We start from the raw sequence: 14,279 nt of genomic DNA on the forward strand, positions 1-14,279 counted from the left end.
TCTATGACAGTTCCACAACGCATCGCAATTACTGGCGCATCCGGTCTCATCGGAAGTGCGCTAGTTGGCCATTTGAAATCGGAAGGCCACACGGTTCAGCGCCTAGTTCGTCGCGCAACTGTTGCACCTGATGAGATTCAGTGGGATCCCAAGACAGGTTATGTAGATATTGAAGCGCTGCGTGGCGTCGATGCAGTTATTCACTTAGCTGGCGTTGGAGTTGGCGATAAGCGTTGGACGAAGCGATATAAATCAGAAATACTAAATTCACGTTTGCTAGGAACAACTGCAATTGCAAACGCAGTTGCCGAAGTAAAACCACAAGTTTTTATCTCGGCAAGTGCGATCGGTTGGTATGGAGATTCTGGAAACCGCGCTGTTGTTGAGAGCGATTCTGTCGGCAATGATTTCTTAGCTGCAGTTTGCCGCGAATGGGAAGGCGCTGCCGACCTCGCAGGAGATGTTCGTACTGTAAAACTTCGCACAGGTTTGGTCCTTGATCCAACTGGTGGCGCGCTAGGTCGCATGCTGCCACTCTTTAGATTTGGTCTCGGTGGAAAGCTCGGTTCAGGTAAGCAGTGGTGGTCTTGGATAACTCTTCACGATGTAGTCCGCGCGATCATCTTTGCACTTGAACACCCAATTGCCGGTCCAGTAAACCTGACAACGCCTAACCCTGTTACCAACCAAGAATTTACCGCCGCCCTTGCTCGTGCCATGAATCGACCAGCGCTATTTCCAGCACCTGCAATTGCGCTAAAAATCGCACTCGGTGGATTTGCCAGCGAAGTACTGGGTTCAAAGAAAGTTATGCCGAACGCTCTAAGCGATGCAGGATTTGTTTGGGATTATCCACATATCACCAACGCGTTAACGGCGTTGATCGATCAGTAACTGCTCTGCCGCTTTTCTACCAGAAAGCAAAGCACCGTTCTGCGATGGTGATTCTAAATAATCTCCCGCACAATAAATATTCTTTTCAATCTTCACCACTTGGCGCTTTTTATATCCTGGCTCAAATAAAGGCAGCGCCGAATTAATCTCGTACTTAGCAAGGAATCTCCACTCTTCTGTTGATACTCCCCACATCTGCGTTAAGTGGCGGCGAACTTCAGATTCAGATGAATGTCTGATCGTTGTGGAAGAAATCAAATTTTGACCGCTTGGTGCGTAAGCGCGTGAGAGGTTCGAGATAACTATCGAGTTAACGACTGGTCCGCGCGCTTGGCTATCAACAATCAGCTCAGCGTTATCTACTGGGGCAACTGGAGTTGAGTGATACCAAGTTGTCGAGCTAGCTAAACGACAAATTTCCTGTGCCCCTAATAGCTGTCCCGCTGTAGTTAGGTCGGTTGCAAGAATTACTCCAGTGGCGTTAATTCTTCCTTGGTTGGTGACAACGCCTTTGCTATCTATCTCTTCGACCTGGGTGTTCAACCTTAAGTCTTTGATCTGATCGGCCATGCGCGAGGCAAACTCCCCCATACCCTTAGATGGAATACCTGACTTTCCATTTATAAATGAGGCAATAACTTCTCGGCCGATAACTGCGCTTACTTGCGAAGGTTCGGCAAGGAAGACGCCCTGCAGAAAGGGCTTTAGAACTTTCTGGTAGAGATCAGATGTTCCTGTGCGCAGCAGGTGTTCTTCTACGCTCTCATACTCATTGGGGGTAGAAGTTAAATACCGAAGAAAACTTGCCTTCGCAAAAATACTGCCAGTTTTACTTGAGAATATTGAGAACATCGCTGAACGCGGATCTCCTAGCCTTGTGATTCCATCAGCGCTAGCTATTCCAACAGTTCGTGGTGCAACTTGAAAATCAACGCCTTCAAGATAATTACCCTCTTTGATTTCGGAATAATTCGCATTTATCAACTGGAAGCCGCGATCTAAGGTGAAGCCATCGATCTGATCACTGGCAACCCGACCACCAGCTCGATCGGATGCCTCAACTACAACAATATCCACACCGTTCTTCTGCAAGGTAATCGCAGCGCTCATTCCAGCTAAGCCCGCACCAACAACCAGATACATAACGGGGTTATCGCAGAATTATCAGGTGCACTAGTTATTTGTTCTGCAGCTTTGAAGGCCACCAGATTTTCGGACCAATCTCATGAACCAATGCTGGAACCAGAATTGAGCGAACGATGATGGTATCTAGCAGAACACCAAATGCGACTGCGAATCCCAATTGGGCTAGAGGTACCAGCGGCAATAGACCAAGTACGGCAAAGGTCGCTGCTAAGACAATTCCTGCAGATGTGATTACCGCTCCGGTGACCGTTACTCCCTTAGTCACGCCAGCGCGAGTGCCAATCTTGGCGCTCTCTTCTCGCACGCGAGTCATCAGGAAGATGTTGTAGTCAATACCAAGTGCAACTAAGAAGATAAATGCAAACAATGGGAATGAGTTATCTCCTCCTGCAAATCCAAAGACATGGTTAAAGACCAGCGCACAAACGCCCAGGGTTGCGAAGTAACTGAGTACAACCGTGCCAAGAAGAACTACTGCACTCACAATGCTTCGGAGTAAGACTCCAAGTATCAGAGTGATGACAAGCAAAATAATTGGAATAATTGTTCGGTTATCTCGATTATTCGCTGTACGTACATCGAAGTAGACAGCACTTGTTCCGCCTACGAGTGATGTTGAATCCGCAGCTTGTGCGAGTTCGCGAATCTTTGGAATGTCATTTCCGGCCTCCACGCTATCTGGAGCCTTATCCAAGGTCACATTCAATATGGCCCGCCCATTTACGATTTTGACCTCAGGGGTGGGTCCGCCTTCTAACGCCATTCCATCAAGCATCGGAACGACTTCAGTTACTCCCGGTGCGTTTTTGACGGCTGCAGTTACTGCGCCAATTTTATCGGCAGCGACAACTATCTGAGTTGGGTCGCCTTGCCCACCAGGGAAATGCTTCTCCAGTAAACGCTGACCAACAACAGATTCCGGTTTACCGGTAAAGGTATCAACTGTTCCGATTCCATCTGCTTTCAGAGTTGTCGATGCGCTAGCGAAAGCCAGCAATACAACGCCAGTAATAATCCATGCCTTACGAGGATTGCGCGCGATTGAATTAGAAATTTTTGACCAAGAGCCACTCATTACATGGTCATCACCATCGTTCTTCGGAACTCGTGGCCAGAAGATCCAGCGGCCAAAAATCAATAGTAGCGCTGGCAAAAGCGTCAGAATCGTAAACATCGATACAACGATTCCGATTGCACCAATCGGTCCTAAACCAGCTGTGTTAGTTAACTGGCTAAAGAGCAACACTAAAAGTGAGATAGCAACGGTGGAACCAGAAGCCAAGATCGGCTCCCAAACACCTTTATAAGCCGCACGCATCGCCACAAATCTGTTATCAGTGAAATGTAGTTCTTCACGATAACGAGCAATTAATAAGAGCGCGTAATCAGTGGCTGCACCAATAACTAGTACCGAAAGGATTCCTTGGGATTGTCCATCCACATCAATAATGTCGTTCTTAGCGAGGAGATAAACAATTCCACCAGCGGTAGAGAGTGCAAACAGCGCTGAAAGTAAAGGAATTATCCAAAGAATTGGTGAGCGATAAACAACGATCAAGATTATTGCAACTACGCCGAGTGTGGTTAGCAATAACTTAGAATCGATATCACCAAAGGCGCCAAAGAGATCACCGAGCAGTCCAGCAGGACCTGTTACATAAGGCTCAAAACCATTTGCTTTAGCGATTGGTTCGAGATCCTCGCGCAAAGCTTCAACTACCGCGGGAAGAACTGGCTCATCATTTGGAAGAAGTTTCGATATTGCATTTCCATCAAGTGGAATGTTTGCAAGTAACGCTTCTCCATCTTGCGAAGGAAAGACCGAGATACCGGCACCAGGAGCAAGGAATTCAGAGATCTTTGCGGTGGTTCCGGCCAAAGTTAGGTTTCCAACTTGCAGCACTCGCTCGTTAATCGCCGCAAATGTCGCAGGAGTGGAACTACCTTCAAAGAGAACTAGCGCTGGGAAGTTAAATGAATCCTGAGAGGAAAAGAGCTTTGTCTGATCAGCAGCCAGAGTTGCTTCAGCGCCTTTAGGCAAGAATGAGGAGTTGTTGTTCTCCTGAACTGATGTCAACTTTCCAAATAGCGGTCCAAAGATGCCTGTTATGACAAACCAGAGAATTACAACCAACATCGCCCATGCAAAGGGCTTACGGTTCTTTTGGACTTTCTGAATTTGGAAGTTTTGTGACACGTTGAGATGGCCTTTCGGTGCGTGGATCGAGCTAATTTCGCTAGGGGCCTAGCCTACCTTTAGGCTGTGCATGTGGCTCTACAAGAAGCACCTAGCGCGCCAGTGATCGAAATCTCGCGCGCTGGATTAGTGGAGTATGAGCAAGCGCTCGCAAGGCAGCGCCAGTTTCATCAAGAGGTTGTTGCTGGCACGCGTCCTAACTCGCTTATTTTGTTAGAGCATCCATCTGTCTTCACCGCCGGGAAAAGAACTCAGGACTTTGAAAGACCTACCGATGGCACACCAGTAATTGATGTAGATCGAGGCGGACGAATAACTTGGCACGGACCCGGTCAGCTCGTTGGCTATCCAATTGTTAAATTGCTTAAGCCAACCGAACTTGTCGGTTTCGTTAGAACTCTCGAATCAGCGCTAATCGAAATCTGTTCGCATTTTGGGATCAAGTCGCAAAGAGTTGAAGGGCGCTCTGGCGTTTGGGTCTGTGATGAAAAGGGAGAGCGAAAAATTGCGGCGATCGGAATTCGCGTCGCCTCCGGAGTAACAATGCATGGTTTTGCGTTAAATGTGAGCCCAGACCTAACTGCCTTTGAACAGATCGTGCCATGCGGAATAGATGATGCTGCTGTGACCTCTATGGCGCGCGAACTTGGGCGTGAAATTAGCATTTCTGAGGTGGCTTCGATCGTTGAGAAAGCGATAACCGCTGCACTCGGTAAGGTAAGCGCATGAGCATCGCTCCAGATGGACGTAAGTTACTTCGCATTGAGGCTCGCAATACCGAGACCCCAATCGAAAGAAAACCAGAGTGGATCAAGACTCGTGCAAACATGGGTCCCGAATACACCAGACTTCGTTCGTTGGTTAAAAGTGAAGGTCTCCACACGGTCTGCCAAGAAGCGGCCTGTCCCAATATTTTTGAATGCTGGGAAGATAAAGAAGCAACTTTCTTAATTGGTGGCGATCGCTGCACTCGTCGCTGCGATTTCTGCAATATCGATACCGGTAAGCCTCTTCCAATTGATCGCGAAGAGCCACGCAAGGTTGCCGAATCGGTTAAGAGCATGGGACTTAAATACGCAACTATTACTGGAGTAACTCGCGATGATCTTCCAGATGAAGGTGCTTGGTTATATGCCGAAACTATCCGTCACGTACACGAGTTAAACCCTGGTTGCGGCGTTGAAATGTTGGCGCCAGATTTTCATGCCAAGCCAGAGCTGCTAAATCAGATTTTTGAAACGAAGCCAGAAGTATTTGCTCATAATTTGGAGACAGTCCCCCGCATTTTCAAGCGAATCCGTCCCGCATTTACCTACGAGAAATCACTACACGTGATCAATATGGCCCGCGAATATGGTTTGATCACCAAATCGAATCTAATTCTAGGACTCGGTGAAACCCGCGAAGAGATTTCTCAAGCTTTGGTTGATTTACAAGATGCGGGCTGTGACTTAATTACGATCACTCAATACCTTCGTCCTACAAATAAACATCATCCTGTTGAACGTTGGGTAAAGCCTGAAGAGTTTGTTGAGCTCGCTGCTGAAGCAAAAGAAGTTGGCTTCCTTGGAGTTATGAGTGGCCCACTTGTTCGCTCGAGCTATCGCGCAGGCAAGTTGTATAAGCAAGCCCAAGAGGCTCGCGTGGCTCAAGGTTCAAACCTTGGCTGAAATCGTTTATCCACCTGTAATCGTTGCGCTAAAAACTTTTTGGAAGTATCTCGGTCTGCAATTTACCTTTACAGGTGAAGCGCACATCCCACGCAAAGGTGGCGCAATTCTTGCAATGAACCACATTGGTTATTTGGATTTTGCGCTAATTGGTACAGCAGCACTGCCTGCCAACCGACTTGTACGCTTTATGGCAAAGAAGGAAATCTTCGATAACAAGTTAGCCGGACCGCTTATGCGCGGCATGCACCATATAAATGTTGATCGCAATAACGGTTCGGCATCATTCGTCGCAGCGCTCAGAGCGTTACGTAGCGGTGAAATCATCGGCATATTTCCAGAAGGAACTATCTCGAAAAGTTTTGAGATCAAAGATTTGAAATCAGGCGCAGTCCGCTTAGCAATGGGTTCTAACGTGCCAGTTATCCCAGCAGTTATTTGGGGCTCGCAAAGAATTTGGACTAAGGGCGTAAAGCGAGATCTCCGTCGCAAAAACGTTCCAATCTATGTAACTTTCGGTGAGCCACTTCACTTTGAAAAAGGTAGCGATGTCGAAGCTGGTGAAAAAATCCTTCGGGAAAAGTTGATCGCTTTACTGCATGAAGTCCAGGAAAGTTACCCAGATAGCCATATCGGCCAACGCTGGGCGCCGCTGCGTCTTGGTGGTACGGCACCTGCTCCCCTAAACTAACGATCATGTTTAAGAAGAAGGCGAAAGAGCCAAAAGTTAAAAAGGTCCGTTTCAAAACTTTCCGCGATGCTTACTCCGTTACCAAGAGCGTTAAACCTTGGATCGGTGCTGGAATATTCGGTGTCTTTGCAATCACTTGGTCTATCGGTATCTCAACAGGGTTAGTTGTTGGTCATCCGATCTACCTTGGCTTTGTATCGCTGCCCGTCGCGGCTCTTGCGGCAATGTTCTTCTTCACGCGCATTGCAGCTTCTGCCGCATACGTTTCGATTGAGGGACAGATCGGTGCCGGAGCAAGCGTTTTGATGGCGATTCGTAAAGGTTGGGTTACCACGCCAGCCGTTGCAGTTACTAAGAATCAAGATATGGTCCATCGCAGTATTGGACGTGCCGGAATTGTTATTACTGGTGAAGGCACCCAAGCGGTGCGGATGATGTTGCAAGATGAGCGAAAGAGATCTGAGCGATTTGCGCCAGGCGTTCCTGTTACTGAAGTTTATGTCGGTGATGGCCCTGGACAAGTTCCACTTCGTAAATTACAGAAGCACCTGACAAAGTTGCCTAAGAAATTATCTGCTCACCAGATGCGTGAAGTTCGTGCGCGCTTTAAGGCCGTCGGCGGAATGTCGATACCAATTCCAAAGGGGCCAATGCCAAAGGGCGTTCGTATTCCTAAAAGGTAGGTTTTCTTAAATCTAGAAGTTTTGTACCACTAAATCTTTCATGTAGCCCACGACCATTTTCGTCGTAGGTAATTGCGGTAACTACTAAGCAGAGAAGTATGGTGCGAATAAAAGATTGTCGCAGTGTCGGATTGGTACCGCTCTGAAAATTGACCACCTTGACCCGAATCGCGCGATGGCCGGCGGTCGCTCCCCCGAGGGCGGTAAGTAAAAAGGTTTCGATGAAAAAGACGGCCAGAGTCCACGTTGTGTCACCAATGAGCCCGAAGGCGATTGCGTAACACATCAGCCAATCGATGGTCAGGCCTAATAAGCGGCGGCCGAGGCTGATCTGATGTTTCATGGCGTGAGCCTACCGAGTGGGTTCTAGTTTTCAGCAAGGTTTTACACCTGAAGGAAGCGTCAGCGGCTGAAGGTTTTACATGGCTGTAACACGCCAGTTATGTCAAAAGGTCCTTTAAGTCTTAGGGTTTACCTAGATCGGTCGCCCTCAAAGGTGAGGCCCCGAGTACACCTGGCAGATATCAAATTCGGCCTTAGACTCGAAAAATTCGATTACATGAGGAGTTCGATTAATGTTTAAAAATGCAGCAGAAGTTTTTGCTTACATCAAGAAAGAAGATGTAAAGCTCGTCGATGTTCGCTTTACCGATCTACCCGGTATTCAGCATCACTTCAACGTTCCAGTTGAATCATTCGATGAAGCAGTTTTCACTGATGGCCTAATGTTCGATGGTTCATCAATCCGCGGATTCCAGTCAATCCACGAATCAGATATGAAGTTGCTGCCAATTCCATCTTCAGCATTTATCGATCCATTCCGCTTGGAAAAGACACTAGTCATTCTCTTCTCTGTCCATAACCCATCTGATAACTCTCCTTACTCACGCGATCCTCGTGGAGTTGTCGCTAAGGCTGTCGATTATTTGAAGTCAACTGGAATTGCAGATCAGGCTTTCTTCGCGCCTGAAGCTGAGTTCTACGTTTTCGACGCAGTGCGCTTTAGCACTGGAATCAATGAGTCTTTCCACCACATCGATTCTTATGAAGGTGCTTGGAATACCGGCATCGTCGCAGACCCAGATGGAACACCAAACCGTGGATACCGCACACGCGTCAAGGGTGGATATTTCCCTGTTTCACCAACTGATCAATTCGCAGATCTTCGCGATGAGATGGTTATGGAACTCGGTCGCGCTGGCTTGCTAGTTGAGCGCTCACACCACGAAGTTGGTACCGCAGGACAGATGGAAATTAACTACCGCTTTACCGACATCCTCAGCGCCGGCGATGAATTGATGAAGTTTAAGTACATCATTCGAAACGTTGCCTGGGAAGGTGGCAAGACTGCAACCTTTATGCCAAAGCCACTTTTCGGTGATAACGGTTCAGGTATGCACGTTCACCAATCACTTTGGAAAGATGGCAAGCCACTCTTCTTCGAAGCAGGAACATACGGAGATCTCTCCGATATGGCTCGTTGGTATATCGGCGGGCTCTTGAAGCACGCTCCATCACTTCTTGCATTCACCAACCCAACTGTTAACTCATACCGTCGTTTGGTTCCAGGTTACGAAGCGCCAGTAAACCTCGTTTACTCAGCGCGTAACCGTTCTGCATGTATCCGTATTCCAATTACAGGTTCATCACCAAAGGCAAAGCGCATTGAGTTCCGTTGCCCAGATCCATCATCAAATCCATATTTAGCATTCGCCGCAATGTTGATGGCCGGTATCGATGGAATCGTTAACAAGATCGAACCACCTGCTCCAGTTGATAAGGATCTCTACGAACTCGAAGGTGCAGAAGCTGCAGCAATTCCTCAGGTTCCAGGTTCCCTTGATGCTGTTCTAGATAGCCTCGAGAAGGATCACGAATTCCTTACTAAGGGTGGAGTCTTCACTGAAGACCTCATCTCAACATGGATCGAATGGAAGCGTAAGAACGAAGTTGATTACGTTCGCTTGCGTCCACATCCAGCAGAGTTTGAACTCTACTTCGATATTTAAGTTGAAGTAAGTCTAGTTTTAACTAGCAACAGCCCCGTCGAATCTTCGGCGGGGCTTTTGCTTTACCTTGTACTCTTTACAACATGATCTTGGATCTCTTAATTGCAATCTTCTTCCTCTTTGTAGGAATCGAGATAACTGCGACGCTTACTCATCCAAAGCAAGTGCTTCTGCCCGCTATCGCAGCGCTTGGCGGAATGGTTATACCTGCATCGATATTCCTTATACTAAATCCTGGATCACAAGCGTGGGCAACTGCCATGCCTACTGATCTGGCTCTGGCTCTTGGCGTGTTCGCACTTTTAGGAAAGAGTGCCAACCCTGCAGTTCGGATATTTCTCTTAACGCTGGCGGTTGCCGATGATCTGTTCTCACTTATCGTGCTCGCTATTTTCTATGGAGATCAACTGGACATGGCGCACAGTGCATCGACTTTGGGGGCAGCAGCCCTAGGCGCTAGCCTCGCAATAATTCCGAAATTTCCAGTTAAGCAAGTTGTCGCAATTCTCTCGCCACTTTGTACATTCTTTGTAATCCCCGTTTATGTCATCGCTAAATTAAGCCAAGGAATCTCAATGGATTCCATTACCTCTGAGACCGCGATTTCATTAACAATTGCACGCGTAATCGGCAAGATACTCGGCATAACCCTTTTCGCATGGTTAGCCATTACGCTAAATATCGTTCGGCTTCCTAGCGCTTTGAAATTATCTGAAATAGCTGGAGTTGGAGCATTGGCTGGCATGGGTTTAACCGTCGCACTTGTCATCTCTGAAGTTGCCGTTGAAAGCAAAGAAATTCAAGGCGATGTCAAGACAGGATTAATTATCTCAGCGTTAATCTCTGGAATGGTTGGTTATATATGGCTCAAAAAGCCTCTCGCGCTTTAATTTCTTTTCTCGCTAGTAGGTAATGGCCACCACCACCTATCGCAAGCGCAAGAAGCACGCCCACATTAGCAAAAGCCCAACTACCTTCTTTGCCGCCGATGATAAAGAGCAAGTAACCCTGCCAAGAAAGCCAGCTAGCAAAGGTATTAGTTACGAAACCCCAACCAATAAATGTTCCTATTGCCATGATTGAAAGCGACCTCTTATTCCAAGAGCCGTAGCGGCCACTTTCGCTGTAAAGATCTTCCTCCGAATATGCGTGTTTACGAAGAAGCACATCAGTTACAAAGATCGCTGACCAAGTAGCGATTGGAACACCTAAGGTGATTAAAAAACCTTGGAATGGGTAGAAGAAATTATCGGCAATCCAAACAATATAGATCGTGCCAAATAGCATCACCGCACCGTCAATTATCGCTGCGATATGTCTCTTAACCGGAAGACCAATCGAGATAAGAGTTAGCCCCGATGAGTAAAGGTCGAGAATTGCTCCGCCTACCAATCCGAGGATGGCGATCAAGGCAAAGATAGCTAAATACCAAGTAGGAAGAATTGTGGTTAGCGCACCGATGGGATCCATGGCAATTGCCTCATTTAGCTTTGGATCACTGCCGGAAAGTGCGGCGCCATAAATCACCAGAATAATTGGAACGAAAGATGCGCCAAGAACTGTCCAGCCTACGACAGATTTACTAGAAGTCGTTCTTGGTAAATATCTGGAGTAATCGGCTGCTGCATTAACCCAGCCCAGACCTATGCCAGTTATGCCAAAAATTAGTGCGCCGATAAATGCTTGAGTGTTGCCTGAAGGAATCGCTGAGACGCTCTCCCAGTTGACTTGATCGATCGTCAGAGCAATATAAATCAGCGTTGCAAACACGGTTACGAGAGTTAAATACTTCTGCAGGCGCATGATTACTTTATGGCCGAGTACTCCCCCATAAATAGTTAGTGAAACAGCGAGGGCAAATCCAATCACCATTGCTAGATCATGATTGATATGCCCAATTCGGATAAAGATTGTACCGGTGGCAAGAGTTGCAAGAGAGACTAAAACCGTTTCCCAACCAACAAAGATTAGGTAGGACAAGAGACCGGGAACGATATTTCCTTTTACTCCGAAGACAGCGCGAGAAAGCACCATTGTTGGCGCACTCGATTTCTTTCCTGCGATTGAACTAAGCCCCACTAAAAGGAATGAAAGGACTGTGCCAAGTACCGCGGCCAGCGTTGCTTGCCAGAAGGAGATGCCAAATCCCAGGAAGAAGGAGCCGTAGGAAAGCGCTAATAAAGAGACGTTCGCCCCGCACCACGGCCAGAAGAGAGAGGACGCCTTGCCCGCACGTTCATTCTCGGCGATGACATTTGTTCCATTAAGTTCTAGTTGCATCTTTTCCTTCATCTTTTTTGGTGCAAGTCTAGGGCTTACTTCTCTTTACGTTGGTAAGAAGAGAATTCGCCAATTAGCGAAAATCCAACCTTTTCGTATGCGCGCTTGGCGCTAACGTTTCCAGCGAAGACTCCTAAGCCAACATGTGCAATACCTCTGCTATTTGCAGTTGAGAGCATTCGCGAGACAAGTGTCTGGGCCAAACCTTTGGAACGATAATCCGAATGTGTTGCAATAGATGCAAACATCACTTCACCGGTTCGCCATTTCACCAGAGCGCCAGTTGCTACCAGTTGATCATCTTTGCGAATCGCTCCCCAAAAGAGAACTTCTTCATTTCCTGGCCAAACCGAAGAGTTTGGGGCATGCGCTTCAAGTAGCGCCTTTACCTCTTCATTGTTCGTCGCTTCGTCGGCACCTTCAAAAATCGCGAATGTATAAGTATCTATTGAGTAGAAATCCCAATCTGCGCGATGGGTAAAGCTATCTAAATTGACTTCAATTCCGCGTGATGTCGCTACGCGGTCGCATTCCAGAATTTTTGGATTTCTGCCAAGCGCCATCGCGAAGATAGATCCATCTTCATCCCTTACGGAAAAACTTAGATTTTCAGGATCTACAATTGCCTCAATAAATTTGTGCTCTGGTGAATACGTGGTAAAGGTCTCTAAGAATTTAGGCCTACCTTCCAGAAGTTCAAGTACTTGACGATGGTCTTTAATCGAGGAAGAAGTCAAGAAGAAAATCCGTTGTTCCAGGAACGACCGAGTACTTTTCAAGATCTGTTACTCCGACAGATGCTAGAACTTCGTCATCTACGAAGAAGTTTCCGGTGCAATCTTTCGATTCGCGATTGAGAATTGCATAGGCCGCATCAGCCAAAATCTCTGGCGTTCTGCAAGCGGCGGTATCAATTCCAGGAATCATCTGCAAAGCCGCGGTATCAATCGCTGTGCGTGGCCATAAGGCATTTACGGCAATTCCTGTTTTGCGAAACTCTTCAGACATTCCAAGCACGCACATCGACATGCCGTACTTCGCCATTGTGTATGCCACGTGGTGCTGAAACCACTTCGCCTTCATAGAAAGCGGCGGAGAGAGCGTGAGAATGTGAGGATTGCGTCCGGCCTTTGCGGATTCACGAAGATGCGGAATTGCAGCCTGAGAAGTCAAGAATGTACCTCGCACATTTACGTCAAACATCAAATCAAAACGCTTGGCTGGTGTTGCCTCTGTTGGCGTTAAATTGATGGCGCTTGCGTTATTGATCAAAATATCTATGCCACCGAACTCTTGCGCTGCCTGATTTACAGCAGCTGCAATTTGCTCTTCATCTCTTAAATCGCATTGGATCGGTAGCGCCACTCCACCAGCATCACGAATTTCTTGGGCAGCAGAGTGAATCGTGCCAGGCAGTTTCGGATTAGGTTCAGATGTCTTGGCTGCGATTGCAACAGATGCGCCATCGCGCGCTGCACGTAGGGCTATCGCTAGACCGATGCCTCTCGAACCTCCAGTAACAAAGATTCGCTTTCCTGAAAGATCTCCAGAGATTGTCATTACTTACCCTTCTTAGCCATAAAGTTCATAAACGCTTCCATCGCTTCTTCGGATTGAAGGGCGAGTGAGAAGAGCTCAAATTCTGCTTTCATAACTGCGGCAACGGCATCGTGCTTGCTCGCCTTCAAAAGCGCCTTGGTGTTGATCATCGCTTGTGGTGGTTGCTCCGAAATATGAGTTGCGATTTCCAGAGCCTCACGTAAAGGATCAGATGCAATCGATGCAACTAGCCCCATCTCTTTCGCGCTATCGGCGTCAAAACTTTCTCCGGTCATAAATATCTTCGCAGCTCTTTGATATCCAACCAAAAGTGGAAAGAGATAACTTGAGCCCGCTTCTGGAACCAATCCAAGGGATGCAAAAGGCATCGAAAACTTCGCGCTCGGTCCCGCGACTACAACATCGCAATGCAGCAACATCGTCGTTCCAACTCCAACTGCATTTCCTTTAACAGCGGCAATTAAGGGTTTTGGAAACTCCAAAAGTGAACCAAGAAAACGGGCAACGTCACTATCTTCATTAGTTGGTGGATTTGCTAAAAAATCTGCGATGTCATTACCTGCAGTGAAATGATCGCCCTCAGAGGTAAGGATTACTGCGCGAACTGCAAAGTCGCCGGCCGCCTCATTCAACCCATTTGCAAGCCCCGCATACATCTCCCGAGTGAGCGCATTCATTTTTTCGGCGCGATTGAAGGAGAGAATCTGGATCGCGCCCTCACGGCGGCTGGTGATCTGCGACATCTGCGCATACTACTGGTTGGTAACCTTCGAGGAAAGGAGGACACTGAAGAAGACGGAGAGGTCAAAATGGCTGCAGATATAACGATCACCGCACGTGAACTCAATCCTTTTGAGCAACTGGTACTTGGGTTGCTCTGCGAAGGTAAAACCAATGCCGCTATCGCTCGCGAGACTTCACATACCGAAAAGGTTGTAGAAAATACAATCAGTCGCGCCGCTAAAGCGTTCAACATAAAGTCCGATGCTGATACAAATATTCGAGTACTTCTAGCACTTGCCTATCGCACACATTTTGGTGATGCAGCATTAGACCGCCTGGGGATTCCCTGCTCTCACTTAGAAGTTGGAGCCGATGGACAGATGCTTTGCAACAAGATTGTTCATTAACTAGATCACTCATCTACTG

At 47.5% G+C, this 14,279-nt stretch carries 15 protein-coding genes; 8 read left to right on the forward strand and 7 right to left on the reverse strand.

Annotated elements, in window-relative coordinates:
- Positions 1-3: 3 nt before the first annotated feature.
- Positions 4-894, forward strand: a complete 891-nt coding sequence (locus A1sIIB60_RS03985) for a TIGR01777 family oxidoreductase (protein WP_095689215.1) — start codon at positions 4-6, stop codon at positions 892-894.
- Here A1sIIB60_RS03985 and A1sIIB60_RS03990 read toward each other — a convergent pair.
- Positions 871-2,037, reverse strand: coding sequence for a protoporphyrinogen/coproporphyrinogen oxidase (locus A1sIIB60_RS03990; protein ID WP_095689216.1), 1,167 nt, complete (start codon positions 2,035-2,037; stop codon positions 871-873). The two genes, A1sIIB60_RS03985 and A1sIIB60_RS03990, sit on opposite strands and share 24 nt — an antisense overlap.
- 34 nt (positions 2,038-2,071) lie before the next feature.
- Entirely contained in the window at positions 2,072-4,177 is a 2,106-nt protein-coding gene (locus A1sIIB60_RS03995; protein ID WP_095689633.1) for an MMPL family transporter, read from the reverse strand.
- A gap of 132 nt (positions 4,178-4,309) precedes the next feature.
- Here A1sIIB60_RS03995 and lipB point away from each other — a divergent pair, with 132 nt between their 5' ends.
- The 4 genes from lipB to A1sIIB60_RS04015 are packed head-to-tail and all read left to right on the forward strand — an operon-like array spanning position 4,310 to position 7,281.
- Positions 4,310-4,966: a lipoyl(octanoyl) transferase LipB gene (gene lipB, locus A1sIIB60_RS04000; protein ID WP_223298643.1), complete on the forward strand. Its 657-nt coding sequence runs from the start codon at positions 4,310-4,312 to the stop codon at positions 4,964-4,966.
- A complete protein-coding gene (gene lipA, locus A1sIIB60_RS04005; RefSeq protein ID WP_095689217.1) occupies positions 4,963-5,907 on the forward strand; it encodes a lipoyl synthase in 945 nt (314 codons plus the stop codon). Before lipB ends, lipA begins: the two co-directional genes overlap by 4 nt.
- Entirely contained in the window at positions 5,900-6,598 is a 699-nt protein-coding gene (locus A1sIIB60_RS04010) for a lysophospholipid acyltransferase family protein (protein WP_095689218.1), read from the forward strand. Before lipA ends, A1sIIB60_RS04010 begins: the two co-directional genes overlap by 8 nt.
- A 5-nt stretch (positions 6,599-6,603) precedes the next feature.
- A complete protein-coding gene (locus tag A1sIIB60_RS04015) occupies positions 6,604-7,281 on the forward strand; it encodes a DUF4191 domain-containing protein (protein WP_095671201.1) in 678 nt (225 codons plus the stop codon).
- On the opposite strand, the gene A1sIIB60_RS04020 is transcribed toward A1sIIB60_RS04015, so the two are convergent.
- Positions 7,271-7,624: an RDD family protein gene (locus tag A1sIIB60_RS04020; protein ID WP_095689219.1), complete on the reverse strand. Its 354-nt coding sequence runs from the start codon at positions 7,622-7,624 to the stop codon at positions 7,271-7,273. The two genes, A1sIIB60_RS04015 and A1sIIB60_RS04020, sit on opposite strands and share 11 nt — an antisense overlap.
- Positions 7,625-7,856: 232 nt before the next feature.
- Here A1sIIB60_RS04020 and glnA point away from each other — a divergent pair, with 232 nt between their 5' ends.
- Both glnA and A1sIIB60_RS04030 read left to right on the forward strand, forming a co-directional pair.
- Positions 7,857-9,290 carry a type I glutamate--ammonia ligase gene (glnA, locus tag A1sIIB60_RS04025; protein ID WP_095689220.1) on the forward strand — a complete coding sequence of 478 codons (1,434 nt, stop codon included), beginning with the start codon at positions 7,857-7,859 and terminating at the stop codon, positions 9,288-9,290.
- A gap of 41 nt (positions 9,291-9,331) precedes the next feature.
- Positions 9,332-10,180 carry a Na+/H+ antiporter NhaA gene (locus tag A1sIIB60_RS04030; RefSeq protein ID WP_223298742.1) on the forward strand — a complete coding sequence of 283 codons (849 nt, stop codon included), beginning with the start codon at positions 9,332-9,334 and terminating at the stop codon, positions 10,178-10,180.
- Here A1sIIB60_RS04030 and A1sIIB60_RS04035 read toward each other — a convergent pair.
- The 4 genes from A1sIIB60_RS04035 to A1sIIB60_RS04050 all read right to left on the reverse strand — a co-directional run bounded on the left by A1sIIB60_RS04035 (position 10,158) and on the right by A1sIIB60_RS04050 (position 13,873).
- Complete coding sequence (locus A1sIIB60_RS04035; protein ID WP_223298644.1) at positions 10,158-11,582, reverse strand: purine-cytosine permease family protein; 1,425 nt, start codon at positions 11,580-11,582, stop codon at positions 10,158-10,160. The genes A1sIIB60_RS04030 and A1sIIB60_RS04035 overlap by 23 nt on opposite strands.
- Positions 11,583-11,605: 23 nt before the next feature.
- Positions 11,606-12,133: a GNAT family N-acetyltransferase gene (locus A1sIIB60_RS04040; protein WP_095689222.1), complete on the reverse strand. Its 528-nt coding sequence runs from the start codon at positions 12,131-12,133 to the stop codon at positions 11,606-11,608.
- 154 nt (positions 12,134-12,287) lie between these two features.
- A complete protein-coding gene (locus tag A1sIIB60_RS04045; protein ID WP_095689223.1) occupies positions 12,288-13,130 on the reverse strand; it encodes an SDR family oxidoreductase in 843 nt (280 codons plus the stop codon).
- The gene (locus A1sIIB60_RS04050) at positions 13,130-13,873 is read right to left on the reverse strand and encodes an enoyl-CoA hydratase-related protein (RefSeq protein WP_095689224.1); all 744 of its coding nucleotides are present in this window, start codon (positions 13,871-13,873) and stop codon (positions 13,130-13,132) included. The genes A1sIIB60_RS04045 and A1sIIB60_RS04050 overlap by 1 nt, the downstream gene beginning before the upstream one ends.
- A 66-nt stretch (positions 13,874-13,939) precedes the next feature.
- Between A1sIIB60_RS04050 and A1sIIB60_RS04055 the strand changes: the two genes are divergently transcribed.
- Positions 13,940-14,260 carry a helix-turn-helix domain-containing protein gene (locus A1sIIB60_RS04055; protein WP_095689225.1) on the forward strand — a complete coding sequence of 107 codons (321 nt, stop codon included), beginning with the start codon at positions 13,940-13,942 and terminating at the stop codon, positions 14,258-14,260.
- Positions 14,261-14,279 lie beyond the last annotated feature (19 nt).

This window comes from Candidatus Planktophila lacus (assembly GCF_002288385.1).
Lineage (GTDB): Bacteria > Actinomycetota > Actinomycetes > Nanopelagicales > Nanopelagicaceae > Planktophila > Planktophila lacus_D.

Bases quoted from the DNA above. Each gene is read 5' to 3' on its own strand.
- A1sIIB60_RS03985 (WP_095689215.1), top strand. From the start codon at position 4: ATGACAGTTCCACAACGCATCGCAATTACTGGCGCATCCGGTCTCATC.
- A1sIIB60_RS03990 (WP_095689216.1), bottom strand. From the start codon at position 2,037: ATGTATCTGGTTGTTGGTGCGGGCTTAGCTGGAATGAGCGCTGCGATT.
- A1sIIB60_RS03995 (WP_095689633.1), bottom strand. From the start codon at position 4,177: ATGTTGGTTGTAATTCTCTGGTTTGTCATAACAGGCATCTTTGGACCG.
- lipA (WP_095689217.1), top strand. From the start codon at position 4,963: ATGAGCATCGCTCCAGATGGACGTAAGTTACTTCGCATTGAGGCTCGC.
- A1sIIB60_RS04015 (WP_095671201.1), top strand. From the start codon at position 6,604: ATGTTTAAGAAGAAGGCGAAAGAGCCAAAAGTTAAAAAGGTCCGTTTC.
- A1sIIB60_RS04020 (WP_095689219.1), bottom strand. From the start codon at position 7,624: ATGAAACATCAGATCAGCCTCGGCCGCCGCTTATTAGGCCTGACCATC.
- glnA (WP_095689220.1), top strand. From the start codon at position 7,857: ATGTTTAAAAATGCAGCAGAAGTTTTTGCTTACATCAAGAAAGAAGAT.
- A1sIIB60_RS04035 (WP_223298644.1), bottom strand. From the start codon at position 11,582: ATGAAGGAAAAGATGCAACTAGAACTTAATGGAACAAATGTCATCGCC.
- A1sIIB60_RS04040 (WP_095689222.1), bottom strand. From the start codon at position 12,133: ATGGCGCTTGGCAGAAATCCAAAAATTCTGGAATGCGACCGCGTAGCG.
- A1sIIB60_RS04045 (WP_095689223.1), bottom strand. From the start codon at position 13,130: ATGACAATCTCTGGAGATCTTTCAGGAAAGCGAATCTTTGTTACTGGA.
- A1sIIB60_RS04050 (WP_095689224.1), bottom strand. From the start codon at position 13,873: ATGTCGCAGATCACCAGCCGCCGTGAGGGCGCGATCCAGATTCTCTCC.
- A1sIIB60_RS04055 (WP_095689225.1), top strand. From the start codon at position 13,940: ATGGCTGCAGATATAACGATCACCGCACGTGAACTCAATCCTTTTGAG.